This is a genomic window from Haloferax sp. Atlit-12N, assembly GCF_003383095.1.
Taxonomy (GTDB): domain Archaea; phylum Halobacteriota; class Halobacteria; order Halobacteriales; family Haloferacaceae; genus Haloferax.
Window position 1 is genome coordinate 209,855 of sequence record NZ_PSYW01000002.1, and the last position, 16,350, is coordinate 226,204.

Annotated in this window: 16 protein-coding genes; 9 read left to right on the forward strand and 7 right to left on the reverse strand. The window is 66.6% G+C overall.

What is annotated here, in order from left to right; translation table 11 throughout:
- Positions 1-45: 45 nt before the first annotated feature.
- Genes bcp through priS form a run of 3 tightly spaced genes read right to left on the reverse strand, consistent with a single transcriptional unit; the run spans position 46 to position 2,708 of the window.
- On the reverse strand, positions 46-504 hold the full coding sequence (gene bcp, locus C5B90_RS09325) for a thioredoxin-dependent thiol peroxidase (protein WP_115880957.1): 459 nt from the start codon (positions 502-504) through the stop codon (positions 46-48).
- A 36-nt stretch (positions 505-540) separates the two neighbouring features.
- Positions 541-1,554, reverse strand: a complete 1,014-nt coding sequence (locus tag C5B90_RS09330; protein WP_115880959.1) for a DNA replication complex GINS family protein — start codon at positions 1,552-1,554, stop codon at positions 541-543.
- Entirely contained in the window at positions 1,551-2,708 is a 1,158-nt protein-coding gene (gene priS / locus C5B90_RS09335) for a DNA primase small subunit PriS (protein WP_115880961.1), read from the reverse strand. Before priS ends, C5B90_RS09330 begins: the two co-directional genes overlap by 4 nt.
- Positions 2,709-2,833: 125 nt before the next feature.
- Between priS and C5B90_RS09340 the strand changes: the two genes are divergently transcribed.
- The 8 genes from C5B90_RS09340 to C5B90_RS09375 all read left to right on the forward strand — a co-directional run bounded on the left by C5B90_RS09340 (position 2,834) and on the right by C5B90_RS09375 (position 11,136).
- Positions 2,834-3,811, forward strand: coding sequence for an aldo/keto reductase (locus tag C5B90_RS09340; RefSeq protein WP_115882462.1), 978 nt, complete (start codon positions 2,834-2,836; stop codon positions 3,809-3,811).
- Positions 3,812-3,966: 155 nt separating this feature from the next.
- Positions 3,967-5,514, forward strand: a complete 1,548-nt coding sequence (locus C5B90_RS09345; RefSeq protein ID WP_115880963.1) for a substrate-binding domain-containing protein — start codon at positions 3,967-3,969, stop codon at positions 5,512-5,514.
- Positions 5,515-5,640: 126 nt separating this feature from the next.
- The gene (locus C5B90_RS09350) at positions 5,641-6,588 is read left to right on the forward strand and encodes a carbohydrate ABC transporter permease (protein WP_115882464.1); all 948 of its coding nucleotides are present in this window, start codon (positions 5,641-5,643) and stop codon (positions 6,586-6,588) included.
- A 1-nt stretch (position 6,589) separates the two neighbouring features.
- Positions 6,590-7,549, forward strand: a complete 960-nt coding sequence (locus C5B90_RS09355) for a carbohydrate ABC transporter permease (RefSeq protein ID WP_115880965.1) — start codon at positions 6,590-6,592, stop codon at positions 7,547-7,549.
- 2 nt (positions 7,550-7,551) lie between these two features.
- Positions 7,552-8,739 (forward strand): ABC transporter ATP-binding protein, encoded by a 1,188-nt coding sequence (locus tag C5B90_RS09360; protein ID WP_115880967.1) that lies wholly within the window; start codon positions 7,552-7,554, stop codon positions 8,737-8,739.
- Positions 8,740-8,840: 101 nt separating this feature from the next.
- Entirely contained in the window at positions 8,841-9,044 is a 204-nt protein-coding gene (locus C5B90_RS09365) for a hypothetical protein (RefSeq protein WP_115880969.1), read from the forward strand.
- 154 nt (positions 9,045-9,198) lie between these two features.
- Positions 9,199-10,293, forward strand: a complete 1,095-nt coding sequence (locus C5B90_RS09370; protein WP_115880971.1) for a Gfo/Idh/MocA family protein — start codon at positions 9,199-9,201, stop codon at positions 10,291-10,293.
- A 42-nt stretch (positions 10,294-10,335) separates the two neighbouring features.
- Complete coding sequence (locus C5B90_RS09375; protein WP_115880973.1) at positions 10,336-11,136, forward strand: hypothetical protein; 801 nt, start codon at positions 10,336-10,338, stop codon at positions 11,134-11,136.
- Positions 11,137-11,196: 60 nt separating this feature from the next.
- Here the strand turns inward: C5B90_RS09375 and trmB are convergent, their stop codons facing one another.
- Complete coding sequence (gene trmB, locus C5B90_RS09380) at positions 11,197-12,258, reverse strand: HTH-type sugar sensing transcriptional regulator TrmB (RefSeq protein ID WP_004974690.1); 1,062 nt, start codon at positions 12,256-12,258, stop codon at positions 11,197-11,199.
- Between the two features lie 133 nt (positions 12,259-12,391).
- A complete protein-coding gene (locus tag C5B90_RS09385) occupies positions 12,392-13,132 on the reverse strand; it encodes a proteasome assembly chaperone family protein (RefSeq protein ID WP_115880975.1) in 741 nt (246 codons plus the stop codon).
- A gap of 93 nt (positions 13,133-13,225) precedes the next feature.
- Here C5B90_RS09385 and C5B90_RS09390 point away from each other — a divergent pair, with 93 nt between their 5' ends.
- On the forward strand, positions 13,226-14,365 hold the full coding sequence (locus C5B90_RS09390) for a mechanosensitive ion channel family protein (protein WP_115880977.1): 1,140 nt from the start codon (positions 13,226-13,228) through the stop codon (positions 14,363-14,365).
- Positions 14,366-14,457: 92 nt separating this feature from the next.
- Here C5B90_RS09390 and C5B90_RS09395 read toward each other — a convergent pair whose 3' ends face one another.
- The gene (locus tag C5B90_RS09395) at positions 14,458-14,865 is read right to left on the reverse strand and encodes a universal stress protein (protein ID WP_004974696.1); all 408 of its coding nucleotides are present in this window, start codon (positions 14,863-14,865) and stop codon (positions 14,458-14,460) included.
- A 92-nt stretch (positions 14,866-14,957) separates the two neighbouring features.
- On the reverse strand, positions 14,958-16,337 hold the full coding sequence (locus tag C5B90_RS09400; protein ID WP_115880979.1) for a bifunctional UDP-sugar hydrolase/5'-nucleotidase: 1,380 nt from the start codon (positions 16,335-16,337) through the stop codon (positions 14,958-14,960).
- Between the last annotated feature and the right edge of the window lie 13 nt (positions 16,338-16,350).

Consider the following 16,350-nt stretch of genomic DNA (forward strand, 5'->3'; position numbering starts at 1 on the left):
GTTGGCTCGGCGCGAGGGGAACAGGACGTCTGACCGTCCGCCTGCTTAGCCGTCGAGGTCGGCGAGGATTTCGTCGGCGTGGCCGTCGGGGGAGACGCCCTCGTAGACCCGTTCGATGGTCCCGTCGGGGCCGACGAGATACGAGTTGCGGAAGACGCCGTCGAACGTCTTGCCGAACATGTTCTTCTCGCCGTAGGAGTCGTACGCCGACGAGACGCTTCCGTCTTCGTCCGACAGGAGTGTGAACGGAAGGTCGTACTTCTCGGCGAACGAGTCGAGGTCCGAGACGGGGTCGTCGCTGATGCCGAGAACCGTCGCGTCGCGGTCTTCGAACTCGTCCCACGAGTCGCGGAAGCCGCAGGCCTCGGTGGTACACCCCGGCGTGTCGGCGCGCGGGTAGAAGTAGACCACGACGTGTTCGCCGCGGAAGTCGGACAGCGAGACGAGGTCGCCGCGCTGGTCGGGGAGTTCGAAGTCGGGGGCGTCGTCGCCAATTTCGAGCATAGCCACCAGTTCTGGCGGCGGGCAGAAGGGTCTTTCTCAGTCGAGTTTCTCGGCCGCGCCGCGTTCGACCAGCGGGTCGGCGTTGGCTGCCGGGAGCGTCACCACGTCCTCGGTGGCGAGGTCGTACTCGCGCTCGTCGACGCCGAGGATGGTCCCCACGTCGGCGGTGATGCGGACCGTCTCGCGCTCGTCGGCGAGGCCGGAAAGCGGGTCGTCGGCGGACGGCTCAACCGTGTCGGTATCGCCCGCTGACGGAGCCGCAGTCTCCGGGTCTGGCTCGTCCGGCGGAACCGCGGGGCCGGAGTCCGAGGGGCCGGAATCGGTCGACACCGCGGCCGCCTCGGTGGCCGGTCGGTCTGTCCCCGTCTGGGCCCCCGACTCCGCGTTCGAGGTGTCGTCGCCGGTTCCGCCGCCCATCGCGTCCGCGAGCACGTCGCCCGCGGCCGCGTCGCCGGTGGCGGTCCCGGAGCCGCTGGCGTCGGTTTCGGTGCCGGTCGGCGCGGCTTCCGAGTCGGGTTCGTCCGGCGGAATCGCCGGCCCGGAATCGTCAACTGCGTCCGGGGGCGACGTCGCGGGCGTCGATTCGACACCGGGAACGCCGGCGTCCGGTTCCGCGGTCGTCACGTCGGTCGCCGAAACGCCGTCCTTCGGGGAGTCGGCGGCCGACACGTCTTCGAGCGCGGAGAGCACCGTGCCGCGGTTCTCCTCGATGCGGTCGACGAGGTCGTCGAACAGCCGCTTTTCCTCGTGGGTCAGCCCGTCCGTCTCGGAGGACATCCCCGCGGCCGCGAAGCTCGCGGCCTTGACGACCTTGCCGACGCGGCGCTCGTAGATGGAGGTGACGACCTCCTCCGCGGTCTCGATTTCGTCCGTGAGCCGCCGAATCTCCGGCGAGTAGTGGGTGCCGAGCTGTTCGGCCTTCTGTTCGCGTTTCGCCTTCTGCTCGGCGATGAACTCCGCGACGTCCTCGTAGAACGACTCGCGGAGGTGCTGTAGGCTGTCTTTCTGTCGCTCCGTCCGAAGCACGCTCCTGAGGTCGTCTACGTTCATTCTGTCACCTTCTCGGCTCGACCGCGAGTCATGAGAAACACGCCGAGGCTCTCGTCTACTGACTGCACGCCGGAGTCGAGTGTAAAGCTATCGCCGTCGAACTCGACCTCGCCGGAGTCGGTCACTTTCACGGCGATGTCGCGGCCGCGGAAGCGGTCCGGGACCGCATCGGAGAGGGGGTCGAAGTCGTCGATTTCGTCGCGGTCGAGCGGTTCGACGACGAGTCCAGACCCGCCGTGGAGGCTCTTGGGGAGGCGAATCAGCCGTTTCGTGTCGGTCGTCACCGGTTCGTCTATCGGCGAGGTCTCGTCCTCGACGGTCTCGTGGGCGAGCGCCTCCACCAGCGTCCGGACGCCCGGGCCGCCGGCCTCGACGTTACCCTCGCGGACGGCGTCGGGGTTGTTGCGGAACGCGCCGAGAATCGTCTTCGCGCGCCCGTCGCCGATGCCGTCGAGTTCCTTCAGCTGCGAGAGTGCGGCGTCTTCTTCCATCTCCAACAGCGCGTCCACGAACTCGAGGAGTCGCCGGTGAGTCCGCCGGCCCCACCCGCCTTCGGCCCGGAGGACGCGCTGGGTCGTCGTCCCGTGCTGTCGCGTCTCGATGAGTGCGTCGAAGTCGAGGTCGATGGCGCGGATGTAGTCCACTATCTCGCGGCGGGCCTCGCTGTCGAGGCCGCGGACCGACTCGTCGCGCACGTGGACGTGGTAGCCGCGGCCGCCGGAGAACACCGCCTGCATCTCCTCGAAGTCGAAGTCGTCTTCGAGGAGGTCGAGGAGGTCCAACAGGGCCTCCTTCCCGGCGTCGAGCATGTCGGCGTACCCCGTCGTCTCGGGGTCGATACCGGGGAGGTGGTCCGCATCGATGTCGAAGACGAGGTCGGCCTCGCGCCAGTCCTTGTCGTCCATCGAGGCCGCGCCGGGGTCGGCAAACCGGGCCGACGAGAAGTAGACGTGCCGGGGCGCGCTCCGGGCGAGGTAGTCCGAGAGGTCGCCGAGGTCGAGAAGCGACTGGTGGCGGTGCATCCGCGTGCCGCCGGCCGACCACGGGATGACGCCCCACTCACGTTCGCCCGGGGCGGGCGGGAGCGGAACGTCGGTGCTCCGGTAGTAATCGCCGAAGCGACCTTCGAGGTACTCGCGAGTGCGCCCGTCCATACACCTCGGGTTCCAGAGGCGTGGGTAAAGCGATTACGTCTCCGCGCGTCCGTGGTCGTTTCTCTCACTACCGTAGTGTGCGCATGCTTATCATTGTCGTTCGTGTATGAACCGGTGTGACCGACATGGAATACACCTATCTGGGCGATACCGGTCTCGAAGTCTCGCGGCTCTGTCTGGGCTGTATGAACTTCGGCTCCAGCGCGGAGTGGATGATGAACGACAGGCAGGCGAGCCTCGACCTCCTCGACAGCGCGCTCGACGCCGGCATCAACTTCCTCGACACGGCGAACGCCTACTCCCGCGGGGAGTCGGAGGAAATCGTCGGCGAGGCCATCGCCGAGCGCGACCGCGAGGAACTCGCCATCGCGACGAAGGTCTACTTCCCGATGGGCGACGGGCCGAACAAATCCGGGCTCTCGCGGAAGCACATCATCGACCAGGCGCACGCGAGCCTCGACCGCCTCGGCACCGACTACATCGACCTCTACCAGATTCACCGCTGGGACGACGGCGTCCCCATCGAGGAGACGCTCTCGGCGCTCGACTACCTCGTCGAGGAGGGACTCGTCCGCTACGTCGGCGCGAGCACGATGTCCTCGTACCAGTTCACGAAGGCGCTGTACACCGCCGACGTGGAGAACCTCGAACGCTTCGCCGCCATGCAACCGGAGTACAACGCGGTCGACCGCCACGAGGAGGCGAACCTGCTCCCGGTCTGTGAGGGCGAGGGCGTCGGCGTCATTCCGTGGTCGCCGCTTGCGGGCGGGTTCCTCACGGGGAAGTACGAGCGCGACGCCGAGGTGCCCGCGGACACGCGCGCGAACTCGGACGAGTACACGTCGAACCGCTTCACCGACGAGAACTGGGCCGTCCTCGACGCGATTCGCTCGCTCGCCGAGGAGAAAGACGCCACGCCCGCGCAGGTGTCGCTCGCGTGGCTCCTCCACAAGCCCGTCGTGGACGCGCCCATCATCGGCCCGCGCCGACTCGACCACCTCGAAGAGAACATCGGCGCGCTCGACGTGGACCTGAGCGAAGAGGACATGGAGCGAATCGAAGCCCCAAAGACGCCGAGGTGGCCCGCGCCGGGTAAAGACTAAGCGTCAACGGCGCTAACCTTTGCGGACAATAGTTCCAGATTCTCGACTGATTGAATTTCGGACTGCCGGGACTATTGACAAGTAATTTACTACAACACCGGTAGTGGCCAGCACCAAAACTATAAATAATCACTAATTGTAGAATACAGACTGTAATGGTTGATGCTGACTCACGCAAGGGCAAGCGTACTGGCGTCTCTCGACGCAGTTTTGTGAAGGCGGCCGGCGCATCGGGCGTCGCCGTCGGACTGGCCGGGTGCATTAGTACAGGCGGCGGTGACGACAACGGCGGTAACGGCGGGACGGACACCGACACCGACACGCCGATTAACACCGAAGAATCGACCGAGGAGATCACGCTTCAGTGGGCCGCCGACACCCGCGTCGCGGAGGCGGAAGAGGAAGTCGTGCAGGCGCTCCGGGACGCCGGCCTCCCGGAGAACATCGACATCGACATCCTCGCCGGGTCGCAGGTGACTGACAACCGGCAGGCGCAGTATCAGCAGTGGCTCTCTGGCGGCCGCTCGGAGCCGACGCTGCTCATGATGGACAGCGGGTGGACGATTCCGTTCATCGCGCGGAACCAACTGCAGAACCTCTCGCAGTCGCTCCCCGAGGAGCTCACGTCCACCATCGAAGAGGAGTACTTCGAGGCCAGCGTCTCGACGGCGAAGGGGTCGAACGGCGACCTCTACGGCCAGCCGCTGTTCCCCGACTTCCCGACGGTGCAGTACCGAAAGGACCTGCTCCGAAACGCGGGCTACACCGACGAGGACTTCTCGACGTGGGCGACCGAGTCCATGTCGTGGGAGGACTTCTCGCGCGTCACGAAGGAGGCGCTCGACGCCAACCCCGACATCGAGAACGGGTTCACGTTCCAGGCGAACGTCTACGAGGGCCTGTCGTGCTGTGACTTCAACGAGTTCATGACCTCGTACGGCGGCGCGTACTTCGGCGGCCGCGAGAACCTGTTCGGCCCCATCGGCGACCGCCCCATCACGGTCGAAGAGGAGCCGGTCATCAACGCGATTCGGATGGTCCGGACGCTCATCCACGGCGAGGACGACGAGTACGCCCTCGACGGCATCACGGGTGGCATCTCGCCCGAGGCGGTCCTCCAGTGGACCGAGGACCCGTCCCGACAGCCGTTCACGACGGGCAACGCGGTCATGCACCGCAACTGGCCGTACTCCATCGTCATCAACGGCGCGGAGCCGTCGGAGGAGAACGACCAGACCGGCTTCGGCGAGGACCTCGGCGTCATGCCGATTCCGTACGGCGTCACCGAAGACGAGGCCAAGTACGAGGGCACGGGTGGCCCCGTCGCCGCCCTCGGTGGCTGGCACATGACGATGAACCCGAACTCCTCGGACGAACAGAAGCAGGCCGCGGTGCAGGTGCTTCGGACGATGCAGAGCGAACAGTTCCAGCTCGACATGTTCCGCATCATCGGCTGGATTCCGCCGCGCCCGTCGCTGCTCGAATCCGACCAGGCCGCCGAGGTGCCCATCATCGGGCGCTACCTCGACGCTCTGAAGGTCGCCGGCGAGAACGCGATTCCGCGCCCGGTCACCGTCGTCTGGCCGCAGCAGTCCGGTCGCATCTCACAGGAGGTCAACGCCGCGTTCGCTCAGGAGAAATCCCCCGAACAGGCGATGTCCGACCTCGCATCACAGCTCGAACAGATCGAGCAGAACGCGTAGAGCAACGTCTTTACCGAGACGTAACAAACATACACGTTATCATTTGACATGGCTACCGAACAACAATCAGGGGAGACATTTTCCGACACCCAGCGGAGCGGCCCGTACGCCTCGGCCGTCAACTGGATGGAGTCGCTTTCCGAGACGCAGTTCGCGTACCTGCTCCTGACCCCCGCGCTCGTCCTCTTGGGGGTAATCGCCGTCTACCCGCTGGTCTCGACGTTCAGCATGTCGCTGTTCGCCGACCGGCTGACGGGAACCGCGCGACTCGGCGAGTTCGTCGGACTGCAGAACTACGTGGACCTGTTCACCGGCGCGCGCAACTACGCGCTCCCGTCGCAGTTCCTCCCGACGTTCTCCTCGGAGTTCCCCTTCGTCACGAACATCTACTCCAGCGCGCTCGCGGTGACGCTCATCTTCACCGTCTTCAGCGTGCTGTTCGAAACGCTCATCGGCTTCGGTCAGGCGCTCATCCTCGACCAGGACTTCCGCGGTCGGCGGTGGGTCCGCGTCGCCATCATCATCCCGTGGGCCGTGCCCATCGTCATCCAGGGGATGATCTGGTTCCTGATGTTCCAGCCGAACATCGGCTTTCTCGTCGGGACGAGCGAGAACCCGGCGCTGTTGAACCAACTCGGGCTCATCGGCACGACGCCGCTTCGGAACACCGCAGACGCGCTGTTCCTCATCATCGTGGCCGACGTGTGGAAGACCTCGGCGTTCATGGCGCTTCTCATCCTCGCGGGGATGCAGAGCATCGACCGGTCTTTGTACGACGTGGCGAAGGTCGCCGGCGCGTCGCGCTGGCAGCAGTTCAAGCTCATCACCTTCCCGCTCATCCTGCCGACGGTGCTCGTGGCGATGCTGTTCCGCACCATCGACGCGATGCGCGTCTACGGCATCATCCAGACCATGGCCGGCTGTCAGACGGTCCCGTCGCTGTCGTGTCTCGTCGTCACGACGTTCAACACGCCGCTGTACGGGACCTCGGCGACCGTGGCGTTCGTCACCGCGGGCATCATCGCCGTCGTGGTCTCGGTGTACATCGTGAACTTCGCTAGCGAGGGTCTCTAAGATGTCCAGCGAAACTCCCGGAGCCGGCATCGGCTCCGACGACCCCGACACGGAACAGGGGCCGCTCGGCCGCTGGGTCGACTCGGCCATCAAGAACCCCGACCGGGTGTACCGCGCGATGTTCTACGTCGCGATGCTGTTCTTCCTGGTCACGACGCTGTTCCCGTTCTACTGGCTGCTCGTGCTGGCGCTGACGCCGAACAACCTCATCGCCAACATGGGGCTGGTGCCGAAGGGGTTCAACCCCGAGGTGTTCATCGCGATGTTCGAGCGGGTGCCGTTCCACCTGTACATGTTCAACAGCTTCGTGCTGGGCATCACGACCACCGTGCTCGTGTTGCTCATCGCCAGCCTCGCGGGGTACGTCTTCGGTCGCCTCCGCTTCCCCGGGAAGGGCGTGCTGATGCTCGGCATCCTCGCCATCAGCTACTTCCCGCCGGCGGCGTTCCTCATCCCGCTTTTCGAGCTGTTCACCGGGAACACCGCGATTAGCATCGGGATGGTGACGATATCGACGCCGGACCTGTTCAACACGCCGGCACCGATGGTGTTCCCGTTCAGCGCGCTGTTCCTGCCGCTGTCGATATTCATCCTCACGACCTTCTACGGGCAGATTCCCGACGGGTTGGAGGACGCGGCGCGGGTAGAGGGAACGACCAGACTGGGCGCGCTGTTCCGCGTCATCGTGCCGCTTTCGGCACCCGGCGTGGCGACCGCGGGCGTCCTCACGTTCATCAGCGTCTACAACGAGTTCTTCTTCTCGTTCCTGATGAACAACGGCGAGGCCGACTCGTGGGCGCCTATCGTCGCGGGTATCCTGAAGTATCAGGGGCAGTTCGACACCCCGTACAACCTGATGGCCGCCGCATCCATCGTGGGTGTCTTACCCGTGGCCATCCTTGTCATCATCGCACAGGAACGCATCGTGAGTGGACTGACTGCAGGAGCGCTGAAGGAGTAACCATGGGAGACGTAACACTCGAACACGTAAGCAAGCACTACGACGACGTAACGGCGGTCGACGACATGAACCTCGACATCGAGGACGGCGAATTTATCTGCCTCGTCGGTCCGTCGGGGTGCGGTAAGTCGACGACCATGGAGATGATTGCGGGCCTCACCATCCCCTCCGAGGGGAAGGTGTTCATCGGCGACCGTGAGGTGACGAACCTCCCGCCGAAGGACCGCGGGGTGGCGATGGTGTTCCAGAACATCGCGCTGTTCCCCCACATGGACGTGTACGACAACATCTCCTTCGGGCTCCGCCTCCGCAACTACGACAAGGAGGAAATCGAGCGCCGCGTCGAACGCGCCGCCGAAATCGTCCAACTGCAGGGCATGCTCGAACGCATGCCCGACGAGATGTCCGGTGGGCAGCGACAGCGCGTCGCCATCGCCCGCGCCATCGTCCGCAACCCCGGCGTCTTCCTGATGGACGAGCCGCTCGCGAACCTCGACGCGAAGCTCCGGGTCCACATGCGAACCGAACTCCAGCGCCTGCACAAGGAACTGGACACGACCATCATCTACGTCACCCACGACCAGGCGGAGGCGATGACGATGTCCGACCGCATCGCGGTCATCGACTCCGGGCAACTCCAGCAGATCGACCCGCCGCTGGTCTGTTACAACGAACCGTCGAACCTGTTCGTCGCGGGCTTCATCGGCTCGCCGTCGATGAACTTCCTCGACGGCGAGGTCACGGCCGACGGCTTCAAGTCGACCAACATCGACGTGGAGTTCGACCCCGCGGACCTCGGCATCGAGGCGGAAACGGACGTCACGATGGGCATCCGTCCCGAAGACGTGTACCTCGTCGGCGACGAGGCGCTCGTCTCGAACCCCAGCCGCCGCATCGAGGCCGTGACCGACGTGCTCGAACCGATGGGCGACGAGATATTCGTCTACCTGAAGCTCTCGGAGTCGGCCGAAACGGACCTCGAAGACACGAGCGGCGTCGCCAACGACCAACTGCTGATGAGCGTCGCCCCCGACACCGACATCGAGGAGGACGAGGACGTGACGGTCGTCCTCGACCGCTCGCGCGTCCACCTCTTCGACACGGCGACGGGCGAGGCCATCAGCCACGGTATCGAGACGCCCGTCCAGACGAGCGGCGCGCCCGGCACGGAAGCCGAAAGCGACGACTGACGCGGCCGTAACACGGCCCGCGTCAGTTCGTCCTCGCTCGCCCGCCCGCCACTCGCACAGCCCGCACAACGCTTATCGGAGCCACACCACATCACACATCCATGGTCAACGAACTCGGTCTGTTCTACCTCGGCGGGATGACGGTCCTGTTTTTCTTCTGGGCCTACGGCATCGTCTCGTTCCTCCTCGACCTGAAGAACAAGTTCATCCCGAAGGGCAGGCAGTACCTCCGCGGGCGACGCCGACTCAAGGAGGAAAAGCGGCGCGAGGAAGAGCGAAAAGAGCGCGAAGAACAGCTCTACTGAACCCGTTTCGACCCGTGCCAGTCGCCTCGTCTCGGCTCAGTCGCACGTTACTCCACCGCAGAGAACGCTGGCTAATCGGGCGCTCGCGGTCGATTCTGGCAATTCAGGCCAAAGAACGTGAAACTTAACACCACCTGTAGTTAATCATTGAATCATGAGTACGGAATCATCGGTCCGAGTCGGTATCGTCGGACTCGGAAACATCGGACACCACCACGCAGACCGCCTCGTCGACCTCGGCGCGACCCTCGTCGGCGGCCTCGACATCCAGGCGGACGCCCGTCGCCGCTTCGCCGAGAAGTACGACGTGAACACCTACGAGGAGAAGTCGGAACTGTTCGCGGAGGTCGACGCGGTCATCATCACCACCCCGAACCGTTTCCACGAGGAGTACGCGGTCGCCGCGCTCGACGCGGGCCTCGACGTGCTGCTCGAAAAGCCGCTCGCGCACTCGCTCGAATCGGCCGAGCGAATCGCCGAGGCGGCCGAGGAGGCCGACGGCTTCTGTATGGTCGGCTTCAACAACCGCTTTGCCAACCCCGTCGAGGTCGTCCGCCACCACTACGAGGAGGGTCGTTTCGGCGACGTCACCCACGTCGAGGCGAACTACGTCCGCCGCCGCGGCATCCCCGGCCGCGGGTCGTGGTTCACCTCCAAGAAAGTCGCCGGCGGCGGGTCGCTCATCGACATCGGCGTCCACGCAATCGACCTCGCGCTCTACTTCCTCGACTTCCCCGAGGTCGTCGAGGTCTCCGGCGTCACCCGCTCGGAGTTCGGCGACCGCGACGACTACACCTTCGTCGAGATGTGGGGCGAGGACGTGGGCCCGGAGGCCTTCGACGTGGACGACTCCGCGAGCGCGTTCATCCGCACCGACGAGGGGACGACCATCTCCCTCGAAGTCGCGTGGGCGACGAACCGCCCGACCAACGACGAGTTCTTCCTCCGCGGCACGGAGGGCGGCGTGCGCTTCGACCGCGCGAGCCACGACCTCCAGTTCTACGAGGACGGCGTCGGCGGCGGCAACCACCTCTCGACCGCCGACGTTGAGACGCAGGACAACGACACCCACAAGACCGAACAGGAGGCGTTCCTCGCGGCCGTCGCCGAGGGCGAACACCCCGGCCGAAACACGGTCGAACAGGGCCTCGCCGTCCAGCGCGTCATCGACGCCATCTACCGCTCGTCGGAGACGGGGAAGGCGATCCGCCTCGACGCGGCCGAGACCGAGACGCCCCCGGCGAACTGACCACCGCGAACGCGAACACCCCACAGCCCCACTTTTCACACCATGTCCGTCATCGACTCACTCAAGCGCCCGGAACACACCGGCGAGAACCGCTGTCTGCCGTGTACCGCCGTCAATATCGCGCTGGTCGTCCTCGTCGGCCTCGCGGTCAGCGTGCTCTCGCCGCTGGTCGGCTTCGTAGTCCTCGTCGGCGGCGCGCTTGCCGTGTACTTCCGAGGTTACGTCGTCCCCGGCACGCCCTCGTTCGCGCCGCAGTTGGTCTCGGCCGTCGGCCTCGCCGGCGTCTTCGACCACGGCGATGAGGACTCAGCTCCCGACCGCCGCTCGGAGTCGCTCGACGCCAACGTCGACCCCGACGTGATGCTCTCGACACTCCTGAACGCGGGCGTCCTCGTCGAAGCGGAAGACGGCCTGTTCCTCGCCGACGACGCCCGCGAGGAGTGGGAGTCGACGATGGCGACGCTCCGGAAGACCACGGACGAGGAACTGGCCGAGGCTGTCGCCAACGCGGTCCCGTTCGACGCGACGGTCGACGCCGAGTTCGACGGCATCTCGCTCGACGGTCCCTCGATGTCCGTGTGGATTTCCCGGCCGCAGGCTATCGCGGACGTAGCGACGCTCTACACGGTCGTCGAGCGCGGGGTCGACCCGATGGTCGCGCTCGCGGCCACGGAGCCGATTCGGATGTTCACCGAGGTCTGCCCGGACTGCGGCGGTGCGGTCGAGGAGACGACGACGCGCAACTGCTGCGGCGGCACCGCGGGGCTGTACGACTCGCCGGAACACGAGGTCCTCGGCTGTGCGGACTGCGGCGCGGTCGTCTACGAGTTCCCCGACGAGTAGCCGTCGCTGGCCGGGACTGGCCGGGCGGAAAAGACGCAAGCGAAAACTGACGGTGCGGCTTCAGACGATTTCGTCGCGGTTCGGAACCTCGTCGCGGCCGAGCAGAATCTCCTGTCCTTCCACGTCTTCGAGCGCGGCGACCAGTCCGCCGACCTCGACGACGCCCTCCTCGGTCTCGATGTGGAGCGACGCGACCTCCTCCGTGTCCTCGAAGGCCGTCTCGATGACGCGCCCCTCGACCACGATGGGGTCGCCCGTCTCGATGTCGCGGCCAGAGACGGAGGCGTAGAAGTCGCCTTCTATCTCGCGGATGTCCTTGACGGCCCGGCGGATGGAGGCGTAGCGGCGCGGGAACGGCCGGCGCTTGCCGTTGGCGACGATGGTCTCGGCGGTACTCCAGAGGACGGTCCCGAAGAAGCCGCTCACGAGGAAGCCGAGCGCGGAGCGGTTGAAGATGACGCCGTAGCGGTCGCGGTCGTCGCGGAGGGCGTCCTGCGTCGCGTAGATGGAGTACTCGCCGTCGGCGACCGCGAGAACGGGCGAGGTGATGCCGCGGCGGGCGCGGGCGATGGTCGCCACGTCGAGGTAGTTGAACTCGTCCGGGTCGGGCGCGCGGGAGGCGGGCGTCACGAGCAGGTCGATGCTGACGCCGCTGTCGATGGCCGCCGCGAGGTCGTCGCGGAAGCGACGAAGCAGGTCGGGCGTCAAAGAGAGTACGAGTTCGTACTCGGCGGCCTCGATAATCTCCTCGATGTAGCGGAGGATGGTCGACCGCGACTTGACGAGCGAGACGGCCTCGGTGTCGCGGGCGGGGGCGGTGTAGCGCGCCTCCAGTTCCTCGATGAGTTCCTCCAGCGAGGTCTTGACGTTCGCGAAGGCGTCGTCGGGGTCGACCGCGACGATTTTCATCGGGCGCGACTCACGGAGTTCGACGAGGCCGCGGTCCGAGAGGCTCCGGACCGTGTCGTACACCCGCGGCTGGGGGATGCTGGTTCGGTCGGCGATTTCGCTCGCCGTCAACTGTCCGTGTTCGAGGACGGCCAGATACGCGTCTATCTCGTACTCGCCGAGGTTGAAGCGCTCACCGACTCGCTCCATGGTGAGCCGCAGTTCGTCAGCCATAGTCGTGACGTGTACGGCATCACCTAAATCATTTACTGAAATCCGAGTAGCACAAAATTCCGAAAACAAGTGGCACAACCCGTAGCAGGGCTGCCGTCGAGCGTCGTGGGACGACGGGCGGGCGGCTCGGCGCTCACATGTACATCCGGTCCTCGGGGAGGTCCGCCTCGCTGTCGCGGAGTCGCTCGGCGAGTTCGGCGTAGTACTGCTGGACCTCGGCCGCAAAGGACTCCAGCGGCGAGGAGTCGACGCCGAGGTCGTACACGTCGTTGGCGGCGTCGACGAGGCGGATAGCCGCCTCCACGTCGGGGACCTGCGCGTGGACGGGCGTGACGTAGACGCCGACGCCGAGGGGCGACCCGATACCGCGCTCGACGAGCGCCGCGTTGGTGCCATCGAAGAAACCCCGTCCCATCGGTGGGATGTCGCTGTCGGCGAGTCGCGCCTCGCGGTAGTCGTCGGTGGCGATGTAGAACACGCGGTGTTCGTCGGGGCCGTGGGCCATCGGAATCCCCGAGAGGACGGCCAGTTCCTCGACTTGATTGCGCTCTGTCCACTCGAGGATGGCGTTGCCGAACTGGGTGCCGTGGACCGCCGGGACGAACAGTTCACCGACGAGGACGGTTACGTCGAGGTCCTCGCGGGAGAACAGTCGGGTGTGGTGTCGGGGGCGACCGTTCTCGAAGGGGGTCACCGCCGGGAGGCCTTCGACGGTGAGGTGGCCGGTCTGTTCGAGGCCCAGGTGGTCGACGATGAAGTCGACGGCCGTGAGGCCGGCGAGTCCGAACGACGAAAAGCCGCAGAGGAGCGCTCGGCTGGGCGGCGTCTCGTGGGTGATGCGGAAGTCGGGGTGGGCGCTCGTCGCGTTGACCATGCAGATACTGCGACGCCCCGACACTTAGCCGTTCACCGCGACCGAACCCTCGGAGTAACAACCCTTTTTTCGCCGCTCTTCGTTGCGGTTTCCATGCACGGAGTCGAGGGGGTTGCCGACGCGTCGGGCGCGGTCGGCGGGGCACTGACGGCGGGGAGCCACGCTGCGGTCGCCCCGCTCCAATCGACGGCGGTCGAACCGCCGGCGTTCGTGCCGGAGTACCTCCTGTTTCCGGGGTGGCGCATCGCCGTCGCCCTCGTCGTCGTCGCCCTGTCGGTCGCGCTGTCGAAGTACGCTGTCCGGCTGCTCGGTCGGCCGGTCGCCCGGCAGTTCCGCCGCCAGAGCGTCGCCCAGACCATCCTGCGAATCGTTCGTCTCGCCATCGTCCTCGTCGGTGTCGGCGTCGGGGCGAACGTCCTCGGCCTCGAACTCGGCGACATCGTCCTCTCGGTGACGGTGTTCTCGGCGGTGCTCGGTATCGTTCTCGCGCCCATCGTCGGGAGCATCATCAACGGGGTGTTCGTCCTCTCGGACCAGCCGTTCGAAATCGGCGACATGATAGAACTCGACGACGGCACGAAGGGCTTCATCGACGAGATAACCCTGAGCTACACGAAGATATTCACCCTCGACAACACCTTTCTCGTGATGTCGAACTCGAACATCCGCGACCGCGACGTCATCAACTACTCCGCAGAGGACGAGCGGACTCGCCTGTCGCTCGACGTGCTCGTCACCTACGAGTCCGACATCGACGCCGCCCGCGACCTCGTCGAGCGCGCCGCCCGCGACTGCGACGCGGTGGTCGAAGGCGGGCCGGACATCCGCATCGGAAGCGCCCGCTACCCGGCGAAGCCGACCGCCTACATCAACTCCTACGCCGACAACGGCGTCCTCCTGCGCCTCCGCTACTGGGCGCTGAAGCCGTACAAAATCGGCCGCATTCAGTCGGAGGTCCAGACGCGCCTCTGGACGCTCGTCGAGGAGTCCGAGGCCACCGTCGAGTTCGCCTACCCGCACACACACCTCGTCTTCGACGAGACCAGCGGGAGCCTGCACGTCACCAACAACGAGGCCGCAAACCGGCGTCACGCCACCGCGTCGCCGGCACCGGGAGCGCCCACCCATCCGGTCTCTGACGGCGAGGGTGCCGACGCCCCGCAAGCCCCAACTGACGCGACTGACGCCCCGGAGCCGACGGACGCCGAGTCGACGGACACCGCCGACGACTGACGAGGAACGGCGAACACAGTCGGAACTGGGAACTGTATCGAAACTGGGAAAACGGGAAACTGAATCCGAATCCGAACCCGAGAGTCGCCGGCTCAGTCGTCCGCGCGGACGGTGATGACCGTGCAGTCGAGCTTTTCGCGGAGGAACACGTCGATATCGGGGTCGTCGAGGAACCGCCGGAGCATCCGCCGCCAGCGGCTCGCCTGTTTCGACCCGATGACGACGATGTCGGCCTCCTCGGCGGCGACCTCTTCGAGAATCGTCTCCTCGACGAGGAAGCCTCGGCGGACCACGTAGCGCGCGCGGACGAGCGGCCCGAACTCGGCTTCGACCGCCCGCTTGAGTTCGGTCCGCGTCACGCCGCGGTTCGACTGGTAGAGGTCGACGTGGAGGACCGTCAACTCGGCGTCGCGCTCTCGCGCGACGCGGACGGCCTCTTCGAGCGTCGCCCGGGAGTGTTTCGAGAGGGGGTACCGAACCGGGACCACGACCCGTGTCATACTCCGAAACCACTCGCCGGGCGTGCGTGAACCTTTCCCTCTCGGTCGGCTTGGCCGACGGACGCGCGCCCGGTTCGGCCCTCCGACCGCGCTCAGTCGTCGGCGCGGGTGGCCGACCGGCGCTCGATGCGCCCTTCGACCGCGGCGTCGAAGCCGACCTCGCGGGCATAGCGCGCCAGCGCGTCGTGTTGAATCTCGAACTCGCCGACGCGGTGGGCCTGCGTGATGGCCGGGAACTCTTGCGTGCTGTGGAGCAGGTAGTCGCTCGTGGCGACGGTGTAGCGCGCCTCGGGGTCGATTGGCTCGCCGCCGACGAACGCCTCGATGACCTCGTCGCGGTCGTCGTCCCAGACGATGCGCGCGCCGCTGACGTGGGCGTGCCACCAGTCCGGTTCCCCGAAGCCCATCTCGGCCCCGCGGGCGGCCCCGAACGCCGCCAGTAGCTCCGTGCCAGTCACCTCGGCGACGACGAGGTGCTCCTCGAAGGGGACGAGACTCACGAGGTCGGCGTGGGTCACGTCGGGGCCGACGGGCGGGCCGGAGCGGATGCCGCCGCTGTTCTGCAGCCCCACGTCCGCGCCGGTCGCCCAGCGGTAGGCGTCGGCGATGGCGTTGCCGACGCGGCACTCGCCGGCCGCGACGGTCTCCTCGGCGCGGTCCATCGGGCGGTCGATTCGACAGAGCACCTCGTCGAGACCGGCGGCGTCGACCCGACCCGCCAGCGCCACGACCAGCCCCTCGTCGGCCCGGTACTCGGCGGTCCGGTGGCGGACCGTCTCGATTCGGTCGGCGGCGACGCGGACCTCCCAGACGACGTGGCCGTTCGCGCCGGGGCGGACGATTGGCACGCCGTCGACCACGTCGTCGCGCTCGGCGTGGACGTGGCCGCCGAGGACGAGGTCCACGTCGCACCGGGCGACGAGTTCGTCGTCGCCGCTGCCGAGGTGTGAGAGCGCGACGACGAGGTCCGCACCGTCGGCTCTGAGCGCGTCGGCCGCGGCCGACGCGGCCGGGTAGGGGTCCGAGAAGTCGAGGTCGGCCGCTTCCGGATTGATGGTGCCGGTCGCGGGGTCGGTGACGCCGAAGAAGCCGAGGGTCAGCCCGTCCACCTCGCGGGTCGTCCGTGGGACGCTCCCCTCGGCGGCGGCGAACCGGCCGCCGTCCTCACCGTGCACGTTGCTCGTGACCCACGTCGGTCCGCTCGCGGCGACGAGTTCGCGGGTCCGGCTCGGCCCGTAGTCGAAGTCGTGGTTGCCGAACGTTTCGAGGTCGGCGTCCACGGCGTCGTAGAAGTCGAGCGCCTGTCCGCCGCGCTCGACGAGCGAAAGGACGCCCGGCGCGGTGTTGTCGCCGGTGCCGACCACGAGCGTGTCGTCGCCGTCGAGGGCGCGGACACAGCCCGCGAGGCGGCCGGCGCGCTCGGTGTCGTCGAAGACGTTCTCGATGTCGGAGTAGTGGAGGAGCCGAGGCATTCGCTTCTCGAAT